23 protein-coding genes are annotated in these 24,882 nt (G+C 53.1%); 18 read left to right on the forward strand and 5 right to left on the reverse strand.

The annotated features are described in order from the left end of the window. Positions 1 to 38 precede the first annotated feature (38 nt). Positions 39 to 932: a TIGR01777 family oxidoreductase gene (locus ACP3TC_RS06470; protein WP_313852911.1), complete on the reverse strand. Its 894-nt coding sequence runs from the start codon at positions 930 to 932 to the stop codon at positions 39 to 41. A gap of 202 nt (positions 933 to 1,134) precedes the next feature. On the opposite strand from ACP3TC_RS06470, the gene yfcF reads away from it, so the two are divergent. Together yfcF and yfcD are read left to right on the forward strand one after the other, a co-directional pair. Beyond that, entirely contained in the window at positions 1,135 to 1,776 is a 642-nt protein-coding gene (gene yfcF, locus ACP3TC_RS06475; protein WP_313852909.1) for a glutathione transferase, read from the forward strand. A 105-nt stretch (positions 1,777 to 1,881) separates the two neighbouring features. Next, positions 1,882 to 2,403, forward strand: coding sequence for an NUDIX hydrolase YfcD (gene yfcD / locus ACP3TC_RS06480; protein ID WP_426817807.1), 522 nt, complete (start codon positions 1,882 to 1,884; stop codon positions 2,401 to 2,403). Between the two features lie 44 nt (positions 2,404 to 2,447). Here yfcD and pta read toward each other — a convergent pair whose 3' ends face one another. After that, positions 2,448 to 4,592 carry a phosphate acetyltransferase gene (gene pta / locus ACP3TC_RS06485; RefSeq protein ID WP_426817808.1) on the reverse strand — a complete coding sequence of 715 codons (2,145 nt, stop codon included), beginning with the start codon at positions 4,590 to 4,592 and terminating at the stop codon, positions 2,448 to 2,450. A 69-nt stretch (positions 4,593 to 4,661) separates the two neighbouring features. Beyond that, a complete protein-coding gene (ackA, locus tag ACP3TC_RS06490) occupies positions 4,662 to 5,864 on the reverse strand; it encodes an acetate kinase (protein ID WP_313852904.1) in 1,203 nt (400 codons plus the stop codon). A 336-nt stretch (positions 5,865 to 6,200) separates the two neighbouring features. Between ackA and yfbV the strand changes: the two genes are divergently transcribed. From yfbV to ACP3TC_RS06510, 4 genes are all read left to right on the forward strand, one after another. Continuing rightward, positions 6,201 to 6,653, forward strand: a complete 453-nt coding sequence (yfbV, locus tag ACP3TC_RS06495) for a terminus macrodomain insulation protein YfbV (protein WP_313852903.1) — start codon at positions 6,201 to 6,203, stop codon at positions 6,651 to 6,653. Between the two features lie 150 nt (positions 6,654 to 6,803). Then, positions 6,804 to 7,298 carry a YfbU family protein gene (locus ACP3TC_RS06500; RefSeq protein ID WP_313852902.1) on the forward strand — a complete coding sequence of 165 codons (495 nt, stop codon included), beginning with the start codon at positions 6,804 to 6,806 and terminating at the stop codon, positions 7,296 to 7,298. 13 nt (positions 7,299 to 7,311) lie between these two features. Beyond that, positions 7,312 to 7,971, forward strand: a complete 660-nt coding sequence (locus ACP3TC_RS06505) for a sugar phosphatase (RefSeq protein WP_313852901.1) — start codon at positions 7,312 to 7,314, stop codon at positions 7,969 to 7,971. 70 nt (positions 7,972 to 8,041) lie between these two features. Further along, positions 8,042 to 8,191: a hypothetical protein gene (locus tag ACP3TC_RS06510; RefSeq protein WP_426817809.1), complete on the forward strand. Its 150-nt coding sequence runs from the start codon at positions 8,042 to 8,044 to the stop codon at positions 8,189 to 8,191. A 112-nt stretch (positions 8,192 to 8,303) separates the two neighbouring features. On the opposite strand, the gene yfbR is transcribed toward ACP3TC_RS06510, so the two are convergent. Together yfbR and ACP3TC_RS06520 are read right to left on the reverse strand one after the other, a co-directional pair. Then, positions 8,304 to 8,903, reverse strand: coding sequence for a 5'-deoxynucleotidase (yfbR, locus tag ACP3TC_RS06515; protein WP_426817810.1), 600 nt, complete (start codon positions 8,901 to 8,903; stop codon positions 8,304 to 8,306). Positions 8,904 to 8,982: 79 nt separating this feature from the next. After that, positions 8,983 to 10,200, reverse strand: a complete 1,218-nt coding sequence (locus ACP3TC_RS06520) for a pyridoxal phosphate-dependent aminotransferase (RefSeq protein ID WP_313852896.1) — start codon at positions 10,198 to 10,200, stop codon at positions 8,983 to 8,985. A 1,022-nt stretch (positions 10,201 to 11,222) separates the two neighbouring features. On the opposite strand from ACP3TC_RS06520, the gene lrhA reads away from it, so the two are divergent. From lrhA to nuoL, 12 genes are all read left to right on the forward strand, one after another. Then, positions 11,223 to 12,149 carry a transcriptional regulator LrhA gene (gene lrhA, locus ACP3TC_RS06525; protein ID WP_313852895.1) on the forward strand — a complete coding sequence of 309 codons (927 nt, stop codon included), beginning with the start codon at positions 11,223 to 11,225 and terminating at the stop codon, positions 12,147 to 12,149. Positions 12,150 to 12,816: 667 nt separating this feature from the next. Next, positions 12,817 to 13,254 carry an NADH-quinone oxidoreductase subunit A gene (locus ACP3TC_RS06530; RefSeq protein WP_052897292.1) on the forward strand — a complete coding sequence of 146 codons (438 nt, stop codon included), beginning with the start codon at positions 12,817 to 12,819 and terminating at the stop codon, positions 13,252 to 13,254. Between the two features lie 15 nt (positions 13,255 to 13,269). Further along, positions 13,270 to 13,944, forward strand: a complete 675-nt coding sequence (locus ACP3TC_RS06535) for a NuoB/complex I 20 kDa subunit family protein (protein WP_052897294.1) — start codon at positions 13,270 to 13,272, stop codon at positions 13,942 to 13,944. Between the two features lie 106 nt (positions 13,945 to 14,050). Continuing rightward, complete coding sequence (nuoC, locus tag ACP3TC_RS06540) at positions 14,051 to 15,865, forward strand: NADH-quinone oxidoreductase subunit C/D (RefSeq protein ID WP_313852894.1); 1,815 nt, start codon at positions 14,051 to 14,053, stop codon at positions 15,863 to 15,865. A gap of 2 nt (positions 15,866 to 15,867) precedes the next feature. Further along, positions 15,868 to 16,383 carry an NADH-quinone oxidoreductase subunit NuoE gene (nuoE, locus tag ACP3TC_RS06545; RefSeq protein WP_052897296.1) on the forward strand — a complete coding sequence of 172 codons (516 nt, stop codon included), beginning with the start codon at positions 15,868 to 15,870 and terminating at the stop codon, positions 16,381 to 16,383. Next, positions 16,380 to 17,720: an NADH-quinone oxidoreductase subunit NuoF gene (gene nuoF, locus ACP3TC_RS06550; RefSeq protein WP_313852892.1), complete on the forward strand. Its 1,341-nt coding sequence runs from the start codon at positions 16,380 to 16,382 to the stop codon at positions 17,718 to 17,720. Before nuoE ends, nuoF begins: the two co-directional genes overlap by 4 nt. Before the next feature lie 100 nt (positions 17,721 to 17,820). Further along, positions 17,821 to 20,547, forward strand: coding sequence for an NADH-quinone oxidoreductase subunit NuoG (nuoG, locus tag ACP3TC_RS06555; RefSeq protein WP_313852890.1), 2,727 nt, complete (start codon positions 17,821 to 17,823; stop codon positions 20,545 to 20,547). Beyond that, a complete protein-coding gene (gene nuoH, locus ACP3TC_RS06560; protein ID WP_313852889.1) occupies positions 20,544 to 21,521 on the forward strand; it encodes an NADH-quinone oxidoreductase subunit NuoH in 978 nt (325 codons plus the stop codon). The genes nuoG and nuoH overlap by 4 nt, the downstream gene beginning before the upstream one ends. 12 nt (positions 21,522 to 21,533) lie before the next feature. Next, positions 21,534 to 22,076, forward strand: a complete 543-nt coding sequence (nuoI, locus tag ACP3TC_RS06565; protein WP_313852887.1) for an NADH-quinone oxidoreductase subunit NuoI — start codon at positions 21,534 to 21,536, stop codon at positions 22,074 to 22,076. Between the two features lie 10 nt (positions 22,077 to 22,086). After that, on the forward strand, positions 22,087 to 22,641 hold the full coding sequence (nuoJ, locus tag ACP3TC_RS06570) for an NADH-quinone oxidoreductase subunit J (protein ID WP_313852886.1): 555 nt from the start codon (positions 22,087 to 22,089) through the stop codon (positions 22,639 to 22,641). Next, positions 22,638 to 22,940, forward strand: a complete 303-nt coding sequence (nuoK, locus tag ACP3TC_RS06575) for an NADH-quinone oxidoreductase subunit NuoK (RefSeq protein ID WP_052897308.1) — start codon at positions 22,638 to 22,640, stop codon at positions 22,938 to 22,940. The genes nuoJ and nuoK overlap by 4 nt, the downstream gene beginning before the upstream one ends. After that, complete coding sequence (gene nuoL, locus ACP3TC_RS06580) at positions 22,937 to 24,775, forward strand: NADH-quinone oxidoreductase subunit L (RefSeq protein WP_426817811.1); 1,839 nt, start codon at positions 22,937 to 22,939, stop codon at positions 24,773 to 24,775. The genes nuoK and nuoL overlap by 4 nt, the downstream gene beginning before the upstream one ends. Positions 24,776 to 24,882: the final 107 nt, after the last annotated feature.

The raw sequence follows: 24,882 nt of genomic DNA on the forward strand, positions 1-24,882 counted from the left end.
GCCGAAAACGCTGCCCCTGCAATCATCACCGGCGGTGATCACACTACGTCGCGCAGAGCCTCATCCAGCTGATACCAGCGAAAAGCGAAACCGGACTCTTCCAGCCGTTTTGGCAGCACATGTTGCCCGCCCAGGACCAGGACGGCCGACTCTCCCATCATCAGTTTAATCGCGCTGGCTGGGGTGCGCATAAACGCCGGCCGATGCATGGCATGCCCGAGAGCGGCGGCAAATTGCTCATTGCGCACCGCATAGGGTGACACCATATTAAACGGCCCCTCTAACTGCGGATTATTCAGCAGCCAAAGAATTGCATTCAACATATCGTCGAGATGGATCCACGGCATATACTGCTTACCGTTGCCCAATGGCCCGCCAATTCCCAGTTTAAACGGCAGTTTCATTTTTGCCAGCGCACCGCCTTGCTTCGCCAGCACTACGCCGGTGCGCATCAGACAGACGCGGGTACGCTCACTTGCGGCGCCGAGCGCCAGTGCCTCCCAGCGTGCGCAAAGTTGATGCGTAAACTCATCGTTTCCGGGGTCGTCCTCGGTCATTACCAGATCGCCAGTATCGCCATAAAAACCGGTAGCCGAGCCGGAAATAAACACCGAGGGTGGATTGCTGCTGGCATTTATCAGTGAAGCCAGCCGCTCGGTAATCTGCCAGCGGCTTTCACACAGTTTCTGTTTTTGATGTTCACTCCAGCGCTTATCGGCGATCGGCTCGCCCGCCAGGTTGATTATCGCGTCAATTTCATTCAGATCGCGCTGCTGCGCCAGGCCTGACCACAGATTAACGGCCGAATCGAGCCGGGCTCTGGCGGCTGCAACGTCACGCGTTACCACACTGATCTGATGACCCGACTGCAGCAAACGCGGGATAAGATGGCTGCCAATCAGTCCGGTGCCACCGGTGAGTAAAATATGCATGCTGAATATCCTTATGCGTTGTGTGACAGCCTGTTTTCAGCATAGAAGAGAACCGGCTGTGACGCGAAATGATCGAAAAAGGAAGCTGCGCCCGGCATTAGGCGAAAGCCAGCCCTAATCCCCGCAGTTGCCGATTGCCTTTGTCGGGAAAAATCGGTAAACAATGAGATTCCGTCTGCGTCACTCTGTCAAAGGAATCAGAATGGATTATCCGAAAATTACCCTATGGTCCGATGCGTCGTTTTTCAGCCCTTATGCGATGTCGGTTTATGTGGCGCTGACTGAGAAAGGGGTGCCCTTTAGCCTGAAGCGAGTCGATCTGGCATCAGCTGAACATCTGAGTGAACGCTATCGTGACATCTCACTGACTGCCAGGGTTCCCACCCTGCAGGTTGACGACTTTCTGTTAAGCGAGTCGTCGGCAATTGCGGAGTATCTGGAAGAGCGCTTTCCGGCACCCGAGTTTGAACGCCTTTATCCGCGTGACCTGCAAAAACGCGCCCGCGCGCGTGAAATACAGGCCTGGCTGCGCAGCGATCTGTTAGCGCTGCGTGCGGAACGTCCAACAGAAGTGCTGTTTGCCGCAGAGAAGTTTCCACCGCTCTCTGAGGCAGGACAGTATGCGGCACAAAAGCTGATTGCGGTCGCTGAACGCTTGATTGTCAGCGGCCAGCAAAATCTGTTTGGTGAATGGTCAATTGCCGATACCGATTTAGCGATTATGCTTAATCGTCTGGCTTTGCACGGTGACGATCTCCCTGAAAAATTGGCTGATTACGCTTTTTTCCAGTGGCAACGTGCGTCCGTGCAGCTGTGGTCAGGAGAATCGGGCAAAACACGTTAACTACCCGTTGCGCTTATTGCGTCCGATAACATAAGCCATTACTTTAGGCGGTTGCGACAACCATATGCGCAACCATGCGCCAGAACAGAAAAAAAAGGGTCACTGATGGTGGAACAAAGTCAGGCTGCCGGTACGGAGTGGGTGGATATCGTTAACGAAGATAACGAGGTGATTGCTCAGTCGAGTCGGACTCAGATGCGTGCACAATGCCTGCGCCATCGCGCAACCTATATCGTGGTTCACGATGGTATGGGAAAAATTCTGGTGCAGCGCCGTACCGATAATAAAGATTTTATGCCGGGTATGCTGGATGCCACTGCGGGTGGCGTAGTGCAGAGTGGGGAAGTGTTACTGGAGTCAGCACGTCGTGAAGCGGAAGAAGAGCTGGGTATCGCAGCGGTGCCTTTTGCCGAGCACGGGCAGTTCTATTTTGAGGATCCACACTGTCGCGTCTGGGGCGGGCTGTTTAGCTGTGTCTCACATGGCCCGTTCGCCATGCAGGAAGAGGAGGTTGCAGAGGTATTCTGGATGACGCCGGAAGAGGTAACCAGCCGCTGTGATGAGTTCACCTCTGACTCGCTGAAAGCGCTTTCGTTGTGGTTAAGTCGTAACAAAGAGCAGCACTAAATAGCAGAAAAACCGCTTGCAGGCGCAAGCGGTTTTTTTTCGGCTTAGCCTTCAGCCTGTAAGGACTGAATCGCAGTCAATGCGATGGTGTAAACGATATCGTCTACCAGCGCACCGCGTGACAGATCGTTGACCGGCTTGCGCATACCTTGCAGCATTGGGCCAATCGAGATCAGGTCAGCTGAACGCTGTACCGCTTTATAGGTGGTGTTACCGGTGTTCAGATCCGGGAAGATAAACACGGTAGCACGGCCTGCAACCGGTGAGTTTGGCGCTTTAGATTTTGCCACATCGGCCATAATCGCTGCGTCATACTGTAGCGGACCGTCAATGACCAGGTCAGGACGTTTTTCCTGCGCGATACGCGTCGCTTCACGTACTTTTTCCACATCACTACCGGCTCCGGAGTTACCGGTTGAGTAGGAGATCATAGCCACGCGCGGATCGATACCAAACGCCGCTGCGGAGTCTGCCGACTGAATGGCAATCTCTGCCAGCTGATCGGCGGTAGGATCCGGGTTGATAGCGCAGTCACCGTAAACCAGCACCTGCTCAGGCAGCAGCATAAAGAACACTGAAGAAACCAGTGAACTGTTTGGCGCGGTTTTGATCAGCTGCAACGGTGGACGAATGGTGTTGGCAGTGGTGTGTACTGCACCGGAAACCAGTCCGTCTACTTCGTTTTGTTCCAGCATCATGGTACCAAGTACCACGTTGTCTTCCAGCTGCTCGCGTGCGACCACTTCGGTCATGCCTTTGCTTTTACGCAGTTCTACCAGGCGGGCAACATAGTTTTCACGTACCACTTCCGGATCAACGATGTCGATGCCTGCGCCCAGCTCAACACCCTGTACTGCTGCAACGCGCTGAATCTCTTCAGGATTACCTAACAGTACGCAGTGCGCAATACCGCGTTCGGCGCAAATCGCAGCCGCTTTAACGGTACGTGGCTCATCGCCTTCTGGCAGTACGATGCGTTTACCGGCTTTGCGTGCCAGCTCGGTCAGCTGGTAGCGGAAGGCTGGTGGCGACAGGCGACGGCTGCGCTCGGAGGTGGCAGTCAGTGACTCTATCCAGTCGGCATCAATATGGCTGGCGACGTACTCCTGCACGCGTTCGATACGCTGGGTATCATCGCTGGGCACTTCCAGATTAAAGCTTTGCAGGCTCAGTGAGGTCTGCCAGGTGTTGGTGTCGACCATAAATACCGGCAGGCCGGTCTGGAACGCACGCTCACACAGTTTGTTAATACGGTCATCAATTTCATAACCGCCGGTCAGCAGGATGGCACCGATTTCCACGCCGTTCATCGCCGCAAGGCAGGCGGCAACCAGCACGTCCGGGCGATCTGCGGAGGTGACCAGCAGGGAACCTGGACGGAAATGCTCCAGCATATGTGGAATGCTACGTGCGCAGAAGGTCACCGACTTAACGCGGCGGGTATTGATATCGCCTTCGTTAATGATGCGCGCATTCAGGTGGCGGCACATATCGATGGCGCGGGTGGCGATAAGCTCGAAGCTCCATGGCACACAGCCCAGAACCGGCAGCGGGCTGTTGGCAAACAGCTGCTTCGGATCGATATTCGCGACGCTGGCTTTGGTCGAGTCATCAAAAATTTCAGACAGGTCAGGGCGAGTACGTCCCTGATCGTCAACCGGCGCATTCAGTTTGTTGATAATCACGCCGGTGATGCTTTTGTTTTTACTGCCGCCGAAGCTGCTTTGCGTCAGTTCGATACGCTCTTTCAGCTGAGCCGGTGAGTCATTGCCCAGTGCGGTAACGAAAACGATTTCTGCATTCAGCGTTTTAGCAATTTCATAGTTCAGTGCGTTGGCAAACTGATGTTTACGTGTTGGCACCAGGCCTTCAACCAGCACCACTTCCGCATCTTTGGTGTTTTCGTGATAGCGGGCGATGATCTCTTCCATCAATACATCCTGCTGATTCGAGCCCAGCAGTGATTCAACGCGGCTCATTTCCAGCGGCTCGGCCGCCGGGATTGAGGAGTTTTTGCGAATGATGGTGGTGGTCTGGTCTGGCGTGTTACCGCCGAGGCGCGGTTGTGCGATAGGTTTGAAGACGCTGAGACGAACGCCTTTACGCTCCATGGCCCGGATAACGCCAAGGCTGACACTGGTCAGGCCGACGCTGGTACCGGTTGGAATCAACATAATTGTACGTGACACGGTAAACCTCTCAGGTGTTGCGTGGTGTCCAAAACAACTCCGCCAGCCTGAGCTGACGGAGGAGAAGCATTAAGCAGTAAGGCGGGCAGCGTCTTGCGCGATCACCAACTCTTCGTTGGTTGGGATCACCACCGCAGGGCGGGTGCCTTCTTTATTGATAAAGCCTGATTTGCCAAAGCGCGCTGCAAGGTTACGCTCGTGATCGACATCAAAGCCCAGCAGAGCCAGTTTAGCCAGCGTCAGCTCACGCACCATGGCGGCGTTTTCGCCGATACCACCGGTGAATACCACTGCATCCAGACGGCCATCCATCAGCGCAGTGTAAGAGCCGATATATTTCGCCAGGCGGTGGCAGAATACATCCATCGCGCGTTTAGCATCTGCTTTATCGTTGTAATTATCTTCCACGTAACGGCAGTCGCTGGTGACTTCGGTCAGGCCGAGCAGGCCGGACTCTTTGGTCAGCAGTTTGTTGATCGCATCAACGCTCATACCGAGAGTATCGTGCAGGAAGAAGATAATAGCCGGATCGATATCACCACTGCGGGTGCCCATGACCAGGCCTTCCAGCGGCGTCAGACCCATTGAGGTGTCAACGCAAACGCCGTTACGGATGGCTGAAACTGAACCACCATTGCCGAGATGGCAGGTAATAATATTCAGCTCTTCCAGCGGCTTGTTCAGCATTTTAGCTGCTTCGTGCGTCACGTAGAAGTGGCTGGTGCCGTGCGCGCCGTAACGACGAACGCCATGCTCTTTATATAAGGAATACGGCAGGGCGTAGAGATAAGACTCTTCCGGCATGGTCTGATGAAAAGCGGTGTCGAACACGGCGACATTTTTATCAGACAGCAGCGGGAAGTTTTTCATTGCTTCGTCGATACCGATCAGGTGTGCCGGATTGTGCAGCGGAGCGAATGAGGAGGCGTCTTTGATTCCCTGAACCACTTCATCAGTGATGACTACCGACTGGGTCAGTTTTTCACCACCATGCACAATGCGATGGCCGATTGCAGCGATTTGTGCTGACAGCTCAGGTTTTTGTGCCAGAATAGTTTTAACCATAAAGTTAAGTGCTTCACTGTGTGCTGCACCTGCACCCAACGCGGCTTCATGTTTAGCGCCGTCGATCTTCCATTTAATACGCGCTTCAGGCAGATGGAAACACTCAGCTAAACCAGACAGATACTCTTCACCGTCTGCCGGATTGATGATGGCAAACTTAAGTGAAGAACTACCGCAGTTCAGAACCAGTACTAACTTACTCGACATGGAAGTACCTATTTGTTAAAAGTGGCTAAAATAAACTCAATCAGACTATCAGCGTAGCGCATGAAAGCTGGTACATTAATGATTAAAATCATACTGACGGGAAAAATTGTCTCCGACAGCAAAAAAACTTGGTTATTTTACAGTTTTTTTTGAAGGCCAGCTTAACTAATCATGTCCCGGCCAACAGTTGATTAAGATTGCTCACGTTCCAGTCCTAAAAATCGCGCTCAGGATAACGACAGTGACAGTTAAAGACAAAATATATTGAAGGATGTAATGTAAAGTTGTTTGGTTACTTAATTTTTTTATTTTTTATCTCTGAAGTTGAGGTCCGCCATGGCTAATCACTCCGGCTCCGTCAGTTGGTTCAAATTGTTCCAGCTTGGACAGCATTATATGAAGACATGGCCTGTCGATAAGCGCCTTGCTCCAATGTTCCCGGAAAACCGTGTCACTCGCGCCACGCGTTTCGCCATTCGTTTTATGCCTCCGTTGGCGATATTTACCCTCACATGGCAGATTGCTCTTGGCGGCCAGCTCGGCCCGGCGGTGGCCACGGCGCTATTTGCCTGTACCTTGCCAATGCAGGGGCTGTGGTGGTTGGGTAAGCGCTCTGTCACGCCGCTGCCACCGACGTTGTTACAGTGGTTCCATGAGGTAAGGGCGAAGTTGCAGGAAGCCGGACAAGCGATTGCCCCGGTAGAAGGTAAACCCACCTACCAGTCGCTGGCTGAAGTGCTGAAACGCGCATTTAAACAGCTCGATAAAACCTTCCTCGACGATCTTTGAGTGACTCGCGGGTTCCCACCGAAAAAAAATTGGTGGAAACCCGCGCTAAATCAAAGAAGCCGCTGCTTGCGATACCCTGGTCTTCCGCGTTGTGCGATTCTTGGTCATCTGATTTAAATTACTACTGTCCAGGTGACACAGGAGTTCAAGATGGAAATGACCCACGCCCAGCGTTTAATTCTCTCCAACCAGTACAAAATAATGACGATGCTTGATGCGGATAATGCCGAGCGCTATCGTCGTCAGCAGACCATTGTTGAACGCGGTTACGGTTTGCAGCTGCGCGAACTGGATCGCGAATTCGGTGAGCTTAGCGAAGAAGTGTGCCGCACGCTTATCGACATCATGGAGATGCATCATGCGCTGCATGTTTCCTGGACAAATCTGAAAAATAACAGCGGGCTGGAAGAGCGGCGCCTGGCATTTCTCGGCTTTGATGCCGCGACGGAGGCGCGCTATCTCGGCTATGTGCGCTTTATGGTGAATATTGAAGGACGCTATACCCAGTTCGATTCCGGTACCCATGGCTTTAATGCGCAGACGCCAATGTGGGAAAAATACCAACGGATGCTGACAGTGTGGCAAACTTGTCCACGGCAGTACCATCTGAGTGCGAACGAGATCGCGCAAATCATCAACGCCTGAGAAGGAAACGCAAGTGAAGTGTAAAGGTTTTCTGTTTGATTTAGACGGCACGCTGGTTGATTCACTCCCTGCTGTCGAACGTGCATGGACCAACTGGGGCAAACGTCACGGCATCGATGCTACAGAGATTCTGAATTTTATCCATGGTAAACAGGCGATTACCTCACTGCGTCATTTTATGGCTGGTGCCTCTGAAGAGGAAATTCAGCGTGAATTCTACGCGCTGGAAAAAATTGAAGCGGAAGATACTGATGGCATTATCGCTCTGCCCGGTGCGCAGCAGCTGCTGGCAACGCTGGACGAGCTGGCAATTCCGTGGGCAATTGTTACCTCAGGTTCAGTACCGGTCGCTTCAGCGCGTCGTGCCGCTACCGGCTTGCCCGAGCCGGAAGTGTTTGTTACCGCAGAGCGCGTGGCGCGCGGTAAACCTGAGCCGGATGCCTATTTGTTAGGTGCACAGCTACTGCAACTGGAACCGGAAGAGTGTGTGGTCGTGGAAGATGCGGGCGCAGGTATCCTGTCTGGACTGGCGGCGGGTAGCCATGTGATTGCGGTCAACCCACCGTCTGATGCACCACGCCTCGAAGACGTTAATATGGTGCTCTCCTCACTGGAAGAGCTGATTATTAACAAAAATGCTGACGGTAGTTTTGAGGTGCACAGAAAGCACTGAGCATGATTTAGCCCGGCATGAGTTGATACTCATATCCTGCGCTGCCTGACAAGCATATGACCTTCCGGCAATGCGTTACGCTATCGCGGCGATGCAGCGTCATCTTGAGCAGGAAGGATTAAATAAAGGGCTTGAGAGAGGATTGCAGCAACGGCGACAGGAAGCAATGAAAGACGTCGCCGTTAAAATGCTTGCAGAAGGGCGGAAATTAGCCAGATAACCGGCCTGACAGAAGAACAGCTGAATCAGCGTCGTCACTGAGCCGTGTTTACCGGCGTTGTCAGCACTGTTTACCGCCGCCTGCATGCGCTCCCGTGCACTCAGGCAGCGAGTTATAACGGCGTATCCTGGCTAATCTCATCCAGCGACAGATTAAAACTCGGTACGAATACCTCGAGAAAATAATCCATCTCCGGGCTGCGCCGGTCATTAAGCGTTTTTTCCAGTCTGGTCTTTGCCTGACGGAATTCATTGTTGCCCGCCGACAGCTCTTCCAGGCATTTCAGATAAGCGCACAACGCATCAGCCTGTTTTACGACCGCGCTCTCTTCTGGCGAGTGCAGATGTTCATCCAGCAGTGGCCGGAAAGCATCCTGCAGATCCTCTGGCAGCATTTCGATCAGCTTTTGCTGGGCGATCTTTTCGATCTGCTTATATTCATGGGCGATCTGAGCATTGTAATATTTAACCGGGGTCGGCAGATCGCCGGTCAGGACTTCGCTGGCATCGTGATACAGCGCCAGCATGGCGATGCGTTCCGCATTAAGCTGACCGGAAAACTTCTGGTTTTTGATCAGTGCCAGTACGTGCGCCACCATGGCCACTTGCAGACTATGCTCAGAGACATTTTCGGTGCGCACATTGCGCATCAGCGGCCAGCGATTGATCAGTTTCAGACGGGAAAGATGAGCGAAGAAATGGCTTTGGTTCATAGCGATCTATCCTGTTGTGCAGCGCGAGAGCCGTCAGCTGAGGTACGGGCAGCAATAACACTGCCCGCAACGTTACGGCTTATTGACGATAGCCTTCAAGGAAACGGCCAAACTTGTTCACCGCCATTTCCAGTTCATCGACGCGCGGCAGCGTGACGATGCGCACGTGATCCGGCCATGGCCAGTTAAATGCGGTTCCCTGTACCAGCAGCACTTTTTCCTGTAGCAGGAAATCGAGCACCATTTTCTGGTCGTCATGAATATTAAAGCGTTTAGGATCAATGCGCGGGAACATATACAGCGCACCCTGAGGTTTCACGCAGCTGACGCCGGGGATCTCATTAATCAGTTCCCAGGCACGCTGGCGCTGTTCGTACAGGCGGCCGCCCGGCGCGATAAATTCACTGATACTCTGATAACCACCCAGTGCGGTCTGAATGGCGTGCTGCGCCGGCACGTTAGCACACAGTCGCATCGATGCCAGCATCTCCAGACCTTCAATATAGCCTTTTGCATGTTTTTTCGGACCGTTCAGTACCATCCAGCCCTGACGGAAGCCGGCAACACGGTAGGTTTTCGACAAACCATTAAAGGTGATGGTTAACAGATCCGGCGCCATTGCGGCAATCGAGTGGTGCTGCGCGGCATCATACAAAATCTTATCGTAAATCTCGTCGGCGAAGATGATCAGGTTATGCTGGCGCGCCAGTTCAACCACTTCCATCAGCAACTCTTTGCTGTAGACCGCACCGGTTGGGTTATTCGGATTGATAATCACAATGCCGCGAGTGCGCGGAGTGATTTTGCTGCGAATATCATCAAGGTCCGGGAACCAGTCAGATGACTCATCGCATAAATAGTGCACCGCTTTGCCGCTGGAGAGGGAAACCGCCGCGGTCCATAACGGATAGTCGGGCGCGGGAACCAGCATTTCGTCGCCACTGTTCAGCAGCGCCTGCATCGATTGCACAATCAGCTCAGAAACACCATTGCCGATATAGATATCTTCAACGGTGACGTCGCGCATGCCGCGCGCCTGGTAGTGCTGCATAATGGCTTTACGGGCGGAGTAGAGACCTTTTGAATCGCAATAGCCCTGCGCGCTCGGCAGGTTGCGAATCACATCGACCAGGATTTCATCGGGCGCTTCAAAGCCGAAGGGGGCCGGGTTACCGATGTTGAGTTTAAGGACTTTATTGCCTTCTTCTTCGAGACGTTTTGCTTCTTTTAACACCGGGCCACGAATGTCATAGCAGACGTTGTCCAGCTTACCTGATTTATCAATTTGAAAATTCATCTACATCGCCTTAACTGGCAGAGCCGCGTTCCTGCCGTGGAAAATAACCCTGCACAATTTACTCCTCTGTTCAGCGCTTTTGAAGCGCTGAGTCAGGTTTTGGCGCGATAGCCACGGTTTTACTATCACGCCGGTACGCAACAGGGGCGCTGACGGTATCTTTGGTACAATAATCTCATTATTGGTTTTTACAAAGCATATGCTTCTGGCTGAGATTTGCTCAGTTTCATGCCGGCATTAAAAGCAGGGTGTTCAGCGGCAGATATGCTGCACATTTGATAGAAAATGATAAATAGATGAATGGCTAAATAATCAAAGCTTTCTAATTGAAGTTACGGTTTTAAGTGCTGGTGTGACCAGATTATGGTCGAGACTGGCGATGAGGTTTATTCGCATCAACAACTAAGTGGGGGTTTTGATCGTTGTCTGGACAACTTTTTTTGTCGCACGAGGTCAGAGAAAATGGGTGTTCATTGATAAAATCCTGCTTTACTGAAAAGAATTAGAAGATTGGGGCTTAAAATATAATCGACAGTATGCCAGGATAACAATCAAGGGGATTTACTGTAAAAAAGCAGATAAATCCGGCGATAAAATCTACCATTTTGTCGCAACAAATATTAAGTATTATTTACTATTTGGCGTCACCCGGTCACTCTGACGGAGCGTCGATTCCAGGTCAGTGCTCTTGACCAGTACATGAGCAGTCATGTGCTTTTAAGTGGCTGCAGTGTTATTTAACGACGACGACGCAGCCTTCTACAACTTATGGGTTAGTGCCGTGCGCACTGACAATGTATCAGACGAAAGATACTATTTATCTCAGGGTCCGATCGTGAGAGATCGACAGGGCCGGTATCGTGAAAAGGAGTTTCAGAGGTTCGCCGACAAGCTAATGAGTTGAGAGACATCACTGTTTAGCACTCTCGCCATGACGTCTTGTCACCGCTTTATCTGACTGATAAAGCATGTAGTAACACCAGGGTAGCTGTTTGTAAAAAATCTAATAAGTGAAGAAAAACATGACTAATGCAAATCGTCCGATTCTCAACCTCGACCTCGATCTGCTGAGAACGTTTGTTGCGGTTGCCGATCTTAACACTTTCGCAGCGGCTGCTGCGGCCGTGTGCAGAACGCAATCAGCAGTAAGCCAGCAGATGCAGCGTCTGGAACAATTGGTGGGCAAAGAGTTATTTGCCCGACATGGACGCAACAAATTGCTGACGGAGCACGGTATTCAATTGCTGGGTTATGCCAGAAAAATACTGCGCTTCAATGACGAGGCCTGTACATCTCTGATGTACAGTAACATTCAGGGGGTTCTGACTATCGGCGCGTCCGATGATACCTCTGATACTATTCTGCCTTACCTGCTCAACCGGGTCACCTCGGTCTATCCAAAACTGGCTATTGATGTGCGTGTGAAGCGTAATCCGTACATGATGGAGATGCTGAACCAGGGAGAAGTGGATTTAGTGGTTACCACCTCCAGCCCAGGCAGCTTTACTCATCAGGTACTGCGTACTTCACCGACGTTATGGTATTGCGCGGCTGACTATATCTTCCAGCGTGGTGAAGCGATTCCACTGGTGCTGCTGGATGAACCAAGCCCGTATCGTGATATGGCCATTGATCACCTTAACGAAGCGGGTATCCCATGGCGCATCTCCTACGTCGCTTCTACGTTGGCGGCAGTGCGCGCTGCGGTGAAAGCCGGTCTGGGTGTAACGGCTCGTCCGGTAGAAATGATGAGCCCGGAACTGCGCGTCATGGGTGCAGCAGAAGGTCTGCCTGCACTGCCAGATACGCAATATCTGCTGTGCCGCAATCCTGAAAGCGAAAATGAACTGGCTCTGGCAATTTTCAATGCCATGGAGTCCAGCAGCGATCCTTACACTCTGACCGCTGTCGGTCAGGGTAGTGATGTGCTGTTGGATGACGAAGAGTAAATGTGTTAATCGAAACGATACCTGTTCTCATTAAATCAGCGTATTTAGCTTGTTAACCATTAAAAATAAGCCCTTCACTAATTTATTTTAGTGAGGGGCTTTTTAATGGGTGCTTGTTTCATTTTTTCAGGCATTTTTTTGCCACTTAATTAATATTGTCATTATTCCTGTCTGATGATGCCACCCGACAAGTATCACGGCATAAAATTCGCCGGAGATTGATTACTTGCGGTTGGCAATCGTTTCAAATATTGCTCTTTTTTTTATCATAAAGGGCAAAAGTGTGTCCTGGATCAAAAAAATAACCCTATTAAGGGGCAGGAAAACCGGCCAATTCCTGTCAAAATACGATTGTTAAATGCACGATCCATGCAACTCAATACCCGCTACACTCTATTTACAGCGTTAGACTGACACGATTTAGCTTATTATCTGCGCATCATATGTTAATAAAATGCTGCGGGTGTAAAATAACGTGTGGATACTTTTGTCAAAGTTGACAAAAGGTTATAGAAAGGAGTAAAAAACCCCATAAAATTGCTGCTTAATCATTAAAGACAGCAAAGTTTATAAGGTTTTTCATCCTTCCCTTGAATCGATGTGGTGTGTTAACTGCCGTTAAGAGAGCAGGACGCTAATCGCCACTTTTGATGAGTAAGCAGAGAGTATGTCAACAACCACTGAAGTCATCGCTCATAACTGGGCATTCGCTGTTTTCCTGATCGTCGCCGTGGGCCTCTGTTGCCTGATGTTAGCTGGCGCGTGGTTTTTGGGCGGAAAAGCCCACGGAAGACATAAAAACACACCTTTTGAGTCTGGTATCGAGGCGGTTGGTACGACGCAGATGCGTCTGTCCGCCAAGTTCTATCTGGTGGCGATGTTCTTCGTCATATTCGACGTTGAAGCCCTCTATTTATACGCATGGTCTACTGCGATTCGTGAAAGCGGATGGGTAGGTTTTGTCGAAGCCGCAATTTTCATTTTGGTACTGTTGGCCGGACTGGTTTATCTGGCGCGCATTGGCGCACTGGACTGGGCTCCTGCACGTCGTCGTGTCGTAGTCAAAACCACCACGGTCAGTCACACCAACCGTCATACGCAGTAACAGCGAGGCATTAAGATGGACTATACGCTCACCCGCATAGACCCGAACGGTGAGAATGACCGTTATCCCCTGCAGAAACAGGAAATCGTTACCGATCCCCTGGAGAAGCACGTTCATCAGAATATCTACATGGGCAAGTTAGAGAATGCCCTGCACGATATGGTGAACTGGGGCCGTAAGAACTCCCTCTGGCCGTTTAACTTCGGTCTTTCCTGTTGTTATGTCGAAATGACCACTTCGTTTACTGCGGTTCACGACGTTGCACGATTCGGCTCCGAAGTTATCCGTGCTTCGCCGCGTCAGGCTGACTTTATGGTGGTTGCGGGTACCTGTTTCACCAAAATGGCCCCGGTAGTACAGCGTCTTTATGACCAGATGCTGGAGCCGAAGTGGGTGATTTCAATGGGTGCCTGTGCCAACTCCGGTGGCATGTACGACATTTACTCCGTGGTGCAGGGCGTGGACAAGTTCCTGCCGGTCGACGTGTATATTCCTGGCTGCCCACCGCGTCCGGAAGCTTATATGCAAGCGCTGTTGCTGCTGCAGGAGTCAATCGGTAAAGAGCGCCGCCCGTTATCGTGGGTGGTAGGCGATCAGGGTGTTTATCGCGCCAATATGCAGTCCGAGCGTGAGAGAAAACAGGCCGAGCGTATTGCAGTGACTAACCTGCGTACCCCTGACGAAATTTAAGCCAGCAGTTGATGGATGTGGTCAAGATAAGCGCGTAAGAAAATCACAATGTAACGTGCGCTGACCCACCTGACGCCAACACTGAGTGCCTGTCAGACAGGCCAGAATGGTGAACAACCTTATGACAGATTTAACCGCGCAAGATCTCGCTCAGCCAGCATGGCAAACCCGCGATCACCAGGATGACCCGGTGATCGGCGAGCTGCGTAATCGTTTTGGGCCGGATGCCTTTACCGTGCAGCCTACCCGTACCGGCGTGCCGGTGGTGTGGGTAAAACGTGAGCAGTTACTGGAAATTATTGAGTTTCTTCGCAAGTTGCCGAAACCGTACGTCATGCTGTATGACCTGCATGGTATGGATGAACGCCTGCGCACCCACCGTGACGGTTTACCGGCGGCGGATTTCTCCGTTTTCTACCACTTCATCTCCATTGAACGCAATCGCGATATCATGCTCAAGGTGGCGTTGTCTGAAAACGATTTGAATGTGCCTACCATCACCAAAATGTTCCCGAATGCCAACTGGTATGAGCGTGAAACCTGGGAGATGTTTGGTATCAATATTCAGGGCCACCCGCATCTGACGCGCATTATGATGCCGCAGACCTGGGAAGGGCATCCGCTGCGTAAAGACTATCCGGCACGCGCCACCGAATTCGATCCTTTCGAGCTGACAAAGCAGAAAGAAGACCTGGAAATGGAAGCGCTGACCTTTAAGCCGGAAGACTGGGGCATGAAGCGCAGTACCACCAATGAGGACTTTATGTTCCTCAACCTCGGTCCTAACCACCCCTCAGCGCACGGTGCATTCCGCATCATTATGCAGCTGGATGGTGAAGAGATCGTCGACTGCGTACCGGATATCGGCTACCACCACCGCGGTGCGGAAAAAATGGGTGAGCGCCAGTCCTGGCACAGCTACATTCCCTATACCGACCGTATCGAATATCTCGGTGGCTGCGTTAACGAGATGCCGTATGTGCTGGCAGTAGAAAAACTGGCCGGGATTAAAGTGCCAGAACGCGTGGATGTGATTCGCGTGATGCTATCAGAGCTGTTCCGTATCAACAGCCACCTGCTTTACATCTCCACTTTTATTCAGGACGTCGGTGCTATGTCTCCGGTGTTCTTTGCCTTTACCGATCGCCAGAAAATTTATGATGTGGTGGAAGCCATCACCGGTTTCCGTATGCATCCGGCATGGTTCCGTATTGGCGGTGTGGCGCATGATCTGCCGAAAGGCTGGGACCGTCTGCTGCGCGAATTCCTCGACTGGCTGCCAAAACGTCTGAAAGCCTATGAGCAAACCGCACTGAAAAACTCGGTGCTGATTGGTCGTTCGAAAGGCGTGTCTGCTTACAATATGGATGAAGCGCTGGCATGGGGCACCACCGGTGCTGGCCTGCGCGCCACCGGTCTCGACTTTGACGTGCGTAAATGGCGCCCGTACTCCGGTTATGAAAACTTCGATTTCGAAGTGCCAATCGGTGCCGGTGTCAGCTGTGCTTATACCCGCGTGATGCTGAAGATGGAAGAGATGCGCCAGAGCCTGCGTATTCTCGAGCAATGCCTGAACAATATGCCGGAAGGCCCGTTCAAGGCCGATCATCCGTTGACAACGCCGCCACCGAAAGAGCGCACGCTGCAGCATATTGAAACCCTGATCACCCACTTCCTGCAGGTTTCCTGGGGGCCAGTAATGCCAGCCAACGAATCCTTCCAGATGATCGAGGCGACCAAGGGAATTAACAGTTACTACCTGACCAGCGATGGCAGCACGATGAGCTACCGCACCCGCGTGCGCACGCCAAGCTTCCCGCACCTGCAGCAGATCCCATCGGTGATCCGCGGCAGCCTGGTATCCGATCTGATCGTTTACCTCGGTAGTATCGATTTTGTTATGTCAGACGTGGACCGCTAATTATGCACGATCAAAAAATTGCGATCGAAACGATCGATGTGAGTGAGGTCTTTGTGCTGAGTGCCACAGAACGTGACGCTATTGAGCATGAAAAACATCACTACGAAGACGCACGCGCAGCCTCAATTGAAGCGCTGAAGATCGTGCAGAAACAGCGTGGCTGGGTGCCGGATGGCGCGATTAATGCCATTTCTGAAGTGCTGGGTATCCCGGCCAGCGACGTAGAAGGCGTGGCGACGTTTTACAGCCAGATTTTCCGTCAGCCGGTTGGCCGCCATGTGATTCGCTACTGCGACAGCGTGGTCTGCCATATCACCGGTTATCAGGGGATTCAGGCGGCGCTGGAACAGAATCTGAATATCAAGCCTGGCCAGACCACCACCGATGGCCGCTTTACCCTGCTGCCAACCTGCTGTCTCGGTAACTGCGACAAAGGCCCAACCATGATGGTCGACGAAGATACCCACGTGCATCTGACGCCGGAAACCATCGCTGACTTACTGGAGCAGTATCAATGAAACAGATCATTCGTACTGCCGAAATGCATCCACTGACCTGGCGCATGCGTGAAGACAAACAGCCGGTATGGCTGGATGAATATCGCAGCAAAAACGGCTATGCCGGTGCTGAAAAAGCGCTGAAAGGCATGGCGCCAGACGAGATTGTGGCGCTGGTAAAAGATTCAGGCCTGAAAGGGCGCGGCGGCGCGGGCTTCTCCACGGGTCTGAAGTGGAGCCTGATGCCGAAAGACGAAAGCATGAATATCCGTTACCTGCTGTGTAACGCCGATGAGATGGAGCCGGGCACCTATAAAGACCGCCTGCTGATGGAGCAGATGCCGCATCAGCTGGTGGAAGGCATGCTGATCAGTGCTTTCGCGCTGAAAGCTTACCGTGGCTACATCTTCCTGCGCGGAGAGTATATCGAGGCGGCGGTTAATTTGCGCCGTGCGATTGCTGAAGCGACCGAAGCAGGTCTGCTGGGCAAGAACATTCTCGGCAGCGGGTTTGATTTCGAACTGATCGTGCACACCGGCGCGGGTCGTTACATCTGCGGTGAAGAGACAGCGCTGATTAACTCGCTGGAAGGCCGCCGCGCGAACCCGCGCTCCAAGCCACCATTCCCGGCCTCCGCCGGCGTATGGGGTAAGCCGACCTGCGTGAATAACGTTGAAACGCTGTCGAACGTGCCGGCCATCCTCGCTAACGGCGTGGAGTGGTACAAGGGCATTTCAAACAGCGATGACGCCGGGACCAAAATGATGGGCTTCTCTGGCCGGGTGAAAAATCCAGGCGTCTGGGAGCTGCCGTTTGGCACTACTGCCCGCGAGATCCTTGAGGATTACGCCGGTGGCATGCGCGATGGCCTGAAATTTAAAGCCTGGCAGCCAGGCGGTGCCGGAACTGACTTCCTGACCGATCAGCACCTCGACCTGCCGATGGAGTTTGCCAGCATTGGTAAAGCCGGCAGCCGTTTGGGTACCGCGCTGGCGATGGCGGTCGATCACGAAATCAATATGGTGTCGCTGGTCCGTAACCTGGAAGAGTTCTTCGCCCGTGAATCCTGTGGCTGGTGTACCCCATGCCGCGATGGTTTGCCGTGGAGCGTAAAAATCCTGCGTGCGCTGGAGCAGGGCAAAGGTCAGCCGGGCGATATTGAAACGCTTGAGCAGCTTTGTCGCCAGCTTGGTCCGGGCAAAACCTTTTGCGCCCATGCGCCAGGTGCAGTAGAGCCACTGCAAAGCGCGATTAAATATTTCCGCGAAGAATTTGAAGCCGGCATCGCGCCGCAGGTCTTTGGTAACGCTCGTGCAATCAGCGGTATTCAGCCAAACCTGTTAAAAGCACGCTGGTAAAAACGTGCGGGCGCTGCTGGGGCGGCGTTTCTCCCCGCCCGACGCGCAGAGATTTATGTTTAACGCTTGAGAGATCAAGCCTTACGGAAGCATGTTCACTATGGCTACAATTCATGTAGACGGTAAAGAATATGATGTCGACGGCGCAGACAACTTGCTTCAGGCATGTCTGTCCCTCGGCCTTGATATTCCTTATTTTTGCTGGCACCCGGCGCTGGGCAGCGTAGGTGCTTGCCGCCAGTGTGCGGTGAAGCAATACCAAAATGCCGAAGATACCCGTGGTCGCCTGGTCATGTCCTGCATGACGCCAGCGTCAGACGGCACCTTTATCTCAATTGATGACGGCGAAGCGAAAGAGTTCCGTGAGAGCGTGGTTGAGTGGTTGATGACTAACCACCCGCACGACTGTCCGGTGTGTGAAGAGGGCGGTAACTGCCATCTTCAGGATATGACGGTGATGACCGGCCATAGCTTCCGCCGCTATCGTTTCACCAAGCGTACCCACCGTAATCAGGATCTCGGGCCGTTTATTTCTCACGAAATGAACCGCTGTATCGCCTGCTACCGCTGCGTGCGTTACTACAAAGACTATGCCGACGGCACCGATCTTGGTGTGTATGGCGCGCACGACAACGTCTACTTTGGTCGTCCGGAAGATGGCACGCTGGAAAGCGAGTTCTCCGGCAACCTGGTAGAGATTTGTCCTACCGGCGTCTTCACCGATAAAACCCACTCCGAGCGTTACAACCGTAAGTGGGATATGCAGTTTGCACCGAGCATTTGTCAGCAGTGCAGCATCGGCTGTAACACCAGCCCGGGCGAGCGCTATGGCGAACTGCGCCGTATTGAAAACCGCTATAACGGTAGCGTAAACCACTATTTCCTCTGTGACCGCGGTCGTTTTGGTTATGGCTACGTTAATCTGAAAGATCGCCCACGCCATCCGATGCAGCGTCGCGGTGATGACTGGATTACGCTGAATGCGGACCAGGCGATGCAGGGTGCTGCCGACGTGCTGCGTCAGGCGAAAAAAGTGATTGGTATTGGTTCACCACGCGCCAGCGTCGAGAGTAACTTTGCGCTGCGCGAACTGGTGGGCGCGGAAAACTTCTCCACCGGTATTCCGGCGGCGGAGCAGTCGCGTCTGGAACTGATGCTGAAAGTCCTGCGTGAAGGTGGCATTCATACTCCGGCACTGCGCGAGATTGAGAGCTACGATGCGGTGCTGGTATTGGGTGAAGATCTGACCCAGACCGGTGCACGCGTGGCGTTATCAGTACGCCAGGCGGTTAAAGGTAAATCACGCGAAATGGCAGCGGCACAAAAAGTGGCTGACTGGCAGATTGCGGCGATCCTGAATATTGGCCAGAACGCTAAACATCCGTTGTTTATCACCAATGTCGATACCACCCGTATGGATGATATCGCCGCGTGGAGCTATCGCGCGCCAGTTGAAGATCAGGCGCGTCTGGGCTTTGCCATCGCTCATGCGCTGGATAACAGTGCGCCAGCGGTGGACGGTATCGAGCGCAGCCTGGCAGGTAAAATCGACGTGATCGTGCAGGCGTTAGCCGGCGCGAGAAAACCGCTGATCATCTCCGGCACCCATTCCGGTAGCCAACAGATGATTGAAGCGGCGGCGAACGTGGCTAAAGCGCTGAAAGGGCGTGGTGCTGATGTGGGCATTACCCTGCTGGCTTCCGCTACCAACAGCGTTGGCCTCGGCATGATCGGCGGCAACACGCTGGATAGTGCGCTGGAGCAACTGACCAGCGGTAGCGCAGATGCGGTAGTGATCCTTGAAAACGATCTGTATCGCCAGGCACCGGCCGCGCAGGTTGACGCTGCATTAAGCAACACGCCAAACGTGATCGTTATCGATCATCAGCGCACGGCCACCATGGATAAAGCCGGGCTGATTCTTTCCGCTGCCAGCTTTGCTGAAAGTGATGGCACAGTAGTCAACCAGGAAGGCCGTGCTCAGCGCTTCTTCCAGGTTTATGATCCGGCTTACTATGACACCACGGTAGAGATGCTGGAAAGCTGGCGCTGGCTGCACTCGTTGCACAGCACCGTTGAGAGCCGCCATGTTGACTGGACGCAGCTTGATGATGTGATCGATGCGGCGGTTCAGGCATTGCCACAGCTGGCAGCGATCAAGGATGCGGCACCGGATGCCAGCTTCCGTATTCGCGGTCAGAAACTGGCGCGTTCTCCGCACCGTTACAGCGGTCGTACCGCCATGCGCGCCAATATCAGCGTGCATGAGCCACGACAGCCGCAAGATAAAGACACCATGTTCGCCTTCTCAATGGAGGGTAACAACAGCCCACTGGCCGATCGTCAGCAGATCCCGTTTGCCTGGGCGCCAGGCTGGAACTCACCGCAGGCGTGGAATAAGTTCCAGGCTGAAGTGGGAGGCAAACTGCGTCATGGCGATCCTGGCGTGCGACTGTTTGAGGCCAGCGAAGGTCAGCTTCAGTGGTTTGACAGCGTGCCTGCTGCCTTTGCCGGTAATGAAAATCAGTGGCGCGTGGCGCCTTACTACCACTTGTTCGGTAGTGAAGAGATGACCCAGCGCGCCCCGGTGATTCAGACGCGTATGCCGCAGCCGTATGTAATGGTTAATCCAGCTGATGCCGCCCGTCTGGGCGTTAACGACGGTACAGCCGTTGAGTTCAGCTGTGCAGGTCAGACGCTGCGCCTGCCGGTGCGTTTCTCCGACGCGTTACAAGCAGGGCAGGTAGGTTTACCGATCGGTATGCCGGGTATTCCGCCATACCTTTCCGGCGCCAATATTGACGATCTGCGGGAGGCTGCGCAATGAGCTGGCTCACTCCGGAATTAATTGACGTGCTGATCGCCGTCGGCAAAGCGCTGGTGATCTTATTAGTCGTGGTGGGCTGTGGTGCCTTTATGAGCTTCGGTGAACGTCGCTTGCTGGGCCTGTTCCAGAACCGTTACGGACCGAACCGTGTTGGCTGGGGCGGCTCGCTGCAGCTGGTCGCGGACATGATCAAAATGTTCTTTAAAGAGGACTGGATCCCACCGTTTACCGACCGCGTGATTTTTACCCTGGCACCGATGATTGCCTTTACCTCGCTGCTGCTGGCAATGGCGATCGTACCGGTAACGTCAACCTGGATGGGCGCTGACCTGAATATCGGTCTGCTGTTCTTCCTGATGATGGCGGGCCTTGCGGTATATGCGGTGCTGTTTGCTGGCTGGGCGAGTAATAACAAATACTCGCTGCTGGGCGCCATGCGTGCTTCTGCCCAGACCCTGAGCTATGAAGTGTTTCTCGGCCTGTCGTTGATGGGCGTGGTTGCACAGGCTGGCTCGTTCAATATGGTCGAGATTGTTAACAGCCAGACGCACTTGTGGAACGTAATTCCGCAGTTCCTCGGCTTTATCACCTTCTGTATTGCGGGTGTTGCGGTGTGTCACCGTCATCCATTTGACCAGCCGGAAGCCGAGCAGGAACTGGCCGATGGTTACCACATTGAATATGCCGGGATGAAATTTGGCCTGTTCTTTGTCGGTGAATATATCGGTATCGTTACCGTTTCTTCACTGATCGTCACGCTGTTTTTCGGCGGCTGGCACGGTCCATGGTTGCCACCGATTTTCTGGTTTGCCATCAAGACGGCATTTTTCATGATGATGTTCATTCTGATTCGTGCTGCGTTGCCGCGTCCGCGCTATGACCAGGTGATGTCTTTCGGCTGGAAAGTTTGTCTGCCGTTGACGTTGTTGAACCTGCTGGCGACTGCCGCAGTGATTTTGTACACGGCGCAGTAAGAGGTTAAGAACATGACATTAAAAGATATTGTCGTTGGTTTCGGTACTACGGTTCGTAGTATCTGGCTGATTGGGATGAATGCTTTCGCCAAGCGCGAAACCATGATGTACCCGGAAGAGCCGGTTTACCTGCCACCGCGTTATCGTGGCCGCATCGTGCTGACGCGCGATCCGGACGGCGAAGAGCGCTGCGTTGCCTGTAACCTGTGTGCGGTAGCTTGTCCTGTCGGCTGTATTTCACTGCAAAAAGCCGAGCATCAGGATGGCCGCTGGTATCCGGAGTTCTTCCGCATCAACTTCTCGCGCTGCATTTTCTGTGGTCTGTGTGAAGAAGCCTGCCCGACCACCGCGATCCAGTTGACGCCGGATTTCGAACTGGGTGAGTTTAAGCGTCAGGATCTGGTGTACGAAAAAGAAGACCTGTTGATTTCAGGACCGGGTAAATACCCTGAGTACAACTTCTATCGTATGGCGGGTATGGCGATCGAGGGTAAAGACAAGGGCGACGCCGAAAACGAAGCCAAACCTATCGACGTCAAAGGCTTGTTACCTTAAGGAGCCAGACATGGAATTTGCATTTTATATTTGCGGACTGATAGCGGTACTGACGACTCTGCGCGTTATTACCCATACCAATCCGGTGCATGCGTTGCTGTATCTGATCATCTCGCTGTTGGCGATTGCTGGCGTGTTCTTCTCCATGGGCGCCTATTTTGCCGGTGCGCTGGAAATCATCGTTTACGCCGGTGCCATTATGGTGCTGTTCGTCTTCGTAGTGATGATGCTGAACCTCGGCAAAGCGGTGCAGGAGCAAGAGCGCCAGTGGTTGCAGCCGTCATTATGGATTGGTCCTGGTCTGGTGGCGCTGGTGCTGCTGGCGGTACTGATTTACGCGATTACCACGGTTAACGATCAGGGCATTGACGGCACAATTATCGACGCGAAAGCGGTCGGGATTAGCCTGTTTGGTCCTTACGTTCTGGCGGTTGAGCTGGCTTCAATGCTGTTGTTGGCGGGTCTGGTGGTGGCATTCCACATCGGACGTGAAGATCGTCAGGGCGAGGTGCTAAGCAACCGCCCTGGTGATGCAGCGAAAAGTAAAAAGGAGGAACACGCATGATCCCTCTGCAACATGGGCTTATCCTGGCGGCGATTCTGTTCGTTCTCGGACTGACCGGGCTGGTGATGCGTCGCAATCTGTTGTTTATGTTAATTGGCCTCGAAATCATGATTAACGCTGCGGCACTGGCGTTCGTGGTGGCGGGAAGCTATTGGGGACAAGCCGACGGTCAGGTGATGTATATTCTGGCTATCAGCCTTGCGGCCGCCGAAGCCAGTATTGGCCTTGCGCTGCTGCTGCAGCTCTACCGTCGTCGTCAGACTCTCAACATTGACACAGTGAGCGAGATGCGCGGATGAACCTTCTCTATTTAACTATTCTGTTTCCGCTGATCGGCTTTTTGCTGCTGGCGTTCTCGCGAGGCCGCTGGTCTGAAAACGTCTCCGCGACCATTGGTATGGGGTCGGTGGGCTTGTCAGCGCTGGTGACTCTGTATGCCGGTATCGACTTCTTCAATCAGGGCCAGCAGGTTTTCAATCAGCCACTCTGGACCTGGATGGATGTCGGCGACTTTAATATTGGTGTCAACCTGACGCTGGACGGCCTGTCGCTGACCATGCTGTCTGTGGTCACCGGTGTCGGTTTCTTCATTCATATGTTTGCCTCCTGGTATATGCGGGGAGAAGAGGGCTATTCGCGCTTCTTCGCGTATACCAACCTGTTTATCGCCAGCATGGTGGTTCTGGTTCTGGCCGACAACCTGATGCTGATGTATCTCGGTTGGGAAGGCGTTGGTCTCTGCTCTTATCTGCTGATCGGTTTCTACTACACCAATCCGGACAACGGCGCGGCGGCGATGAAAGCGTTCATCATTACCCGTGTGGGTGACGTGTTCCTGGCGTTTGCGTTGTTCATTCTCTACAACGAGCTGGGTACGCTGAACTTCCGCGAGATGGTTGAGCTGGCACCGGCGCACTTTGCCGCAGACAACCACATGTTGCAGTGGGCGACGTTGATGCTGTTAGGTGGCGCACTAGGTAAATCTGCCCAGCTGCCGTTGCAGACCTGGCTGGCCGATGCGATGGCAGGCCCGACGCCGGTTTCCGCACTGATTCACGCGGCAACCATGGTGACGGCGGGTGTCTATCTGATCGCCCGTACTCACGGCCTGTTCCTGCTGACGCCGGAAGTGCTGCATCTGGTGGGGATTATCGGTGCGATTACACTGGTGCTGGCGGGCTTTGCCGCACTGGTACAGACCGATATCAAACGCGTGCTGGCATACTCAACCATGAGTCAGATTGGCTATATGTTCCTTGCTCTGGGTGTACAAGCCTGGGACGCGGCCATTTTCCATCTGATGACCCATGCCTTCTTTAAAGCGTTGCTGTTCCTCTCTTCCGGTTCGGTGATTCTGGCATGTCATCACGAGCAGAATATTTTCAAAATGGGTGGCCTGCGTAAAAGCATTCCGCTGGTGTATGTCTGCTTCCTGGTGGGCGGTGCGGCGCTGTCAGCACTGCCGCTGATTACCGCAGGCTTCTTCAGTAAGGACGAGATTCTTGCTGGTGCGCTGGCGAATGGCCATATCAATCTGATGGTGGCGGGCCTGGTGGGGGCATTTATGACCTCGCTGTATACCTTCCGTATGATCTTTATCGCCTTCCACGGTGAAGAGAAGATTCACGCGCATGCGGGTAAAGGCATCACTCACCATCTGCCGCTGATTGTTCTGCTGATTCTCTCAACCTTTATCGGCGCGATGATTGTTCCACCGTTGCAGGGCGTACTGCCGAATACCACCGAACTGGCGCATGGCACCGTATTGACGCTGGAAATCGCCTCCGGCGTGGTGGCAATTGTCGGTATTCTGCTGGCTGCCGCTCTGTGGCTGGGCAAACGCACGCTGGTGACCAGTATTGCTAATAGTGCCATTGGCCGCTTCTTCAGCACCTGGTGGTTCGCCGCGTGGGGCTTTGACTGGCTGTACGACAAAGTGTTTGTTAAACCGTATCTCGGTATTGCCTGGCTGCTGCAACGCGATCCGTTAAATGGTCTGATGAATATTCCGGCTATCCTGTCGCGTTTCGCGAACAAAGGGCTGGTGGTCAGCGAGAACGGTTATCTGCGCTGGTATATCGCCTCAATGAGTATCGGTGCCGTCGTGGTACTGGCACTAATGCTGGTGGTTTAAGGTTAGTGAGCGGGATGGAGCGGAATTGTCCATCCCAACAAGAAGAATATTGAAAATATACCCCGTATAAATGGGCGTTATCGGCGCAGTCAGTTTGTTCGCCGCCA

Origin of the sequence: Winslowiella sp. 2C04, from assembly GCF_050037805.1 — a bacterium.
GTDB classification, from domain to species: Bacteria; Pseudomonadota; Gammaproteobacteria; order Enterobacterales; family Enterobacteriaceae; genus Erwinia; species Erwinia toletana_A.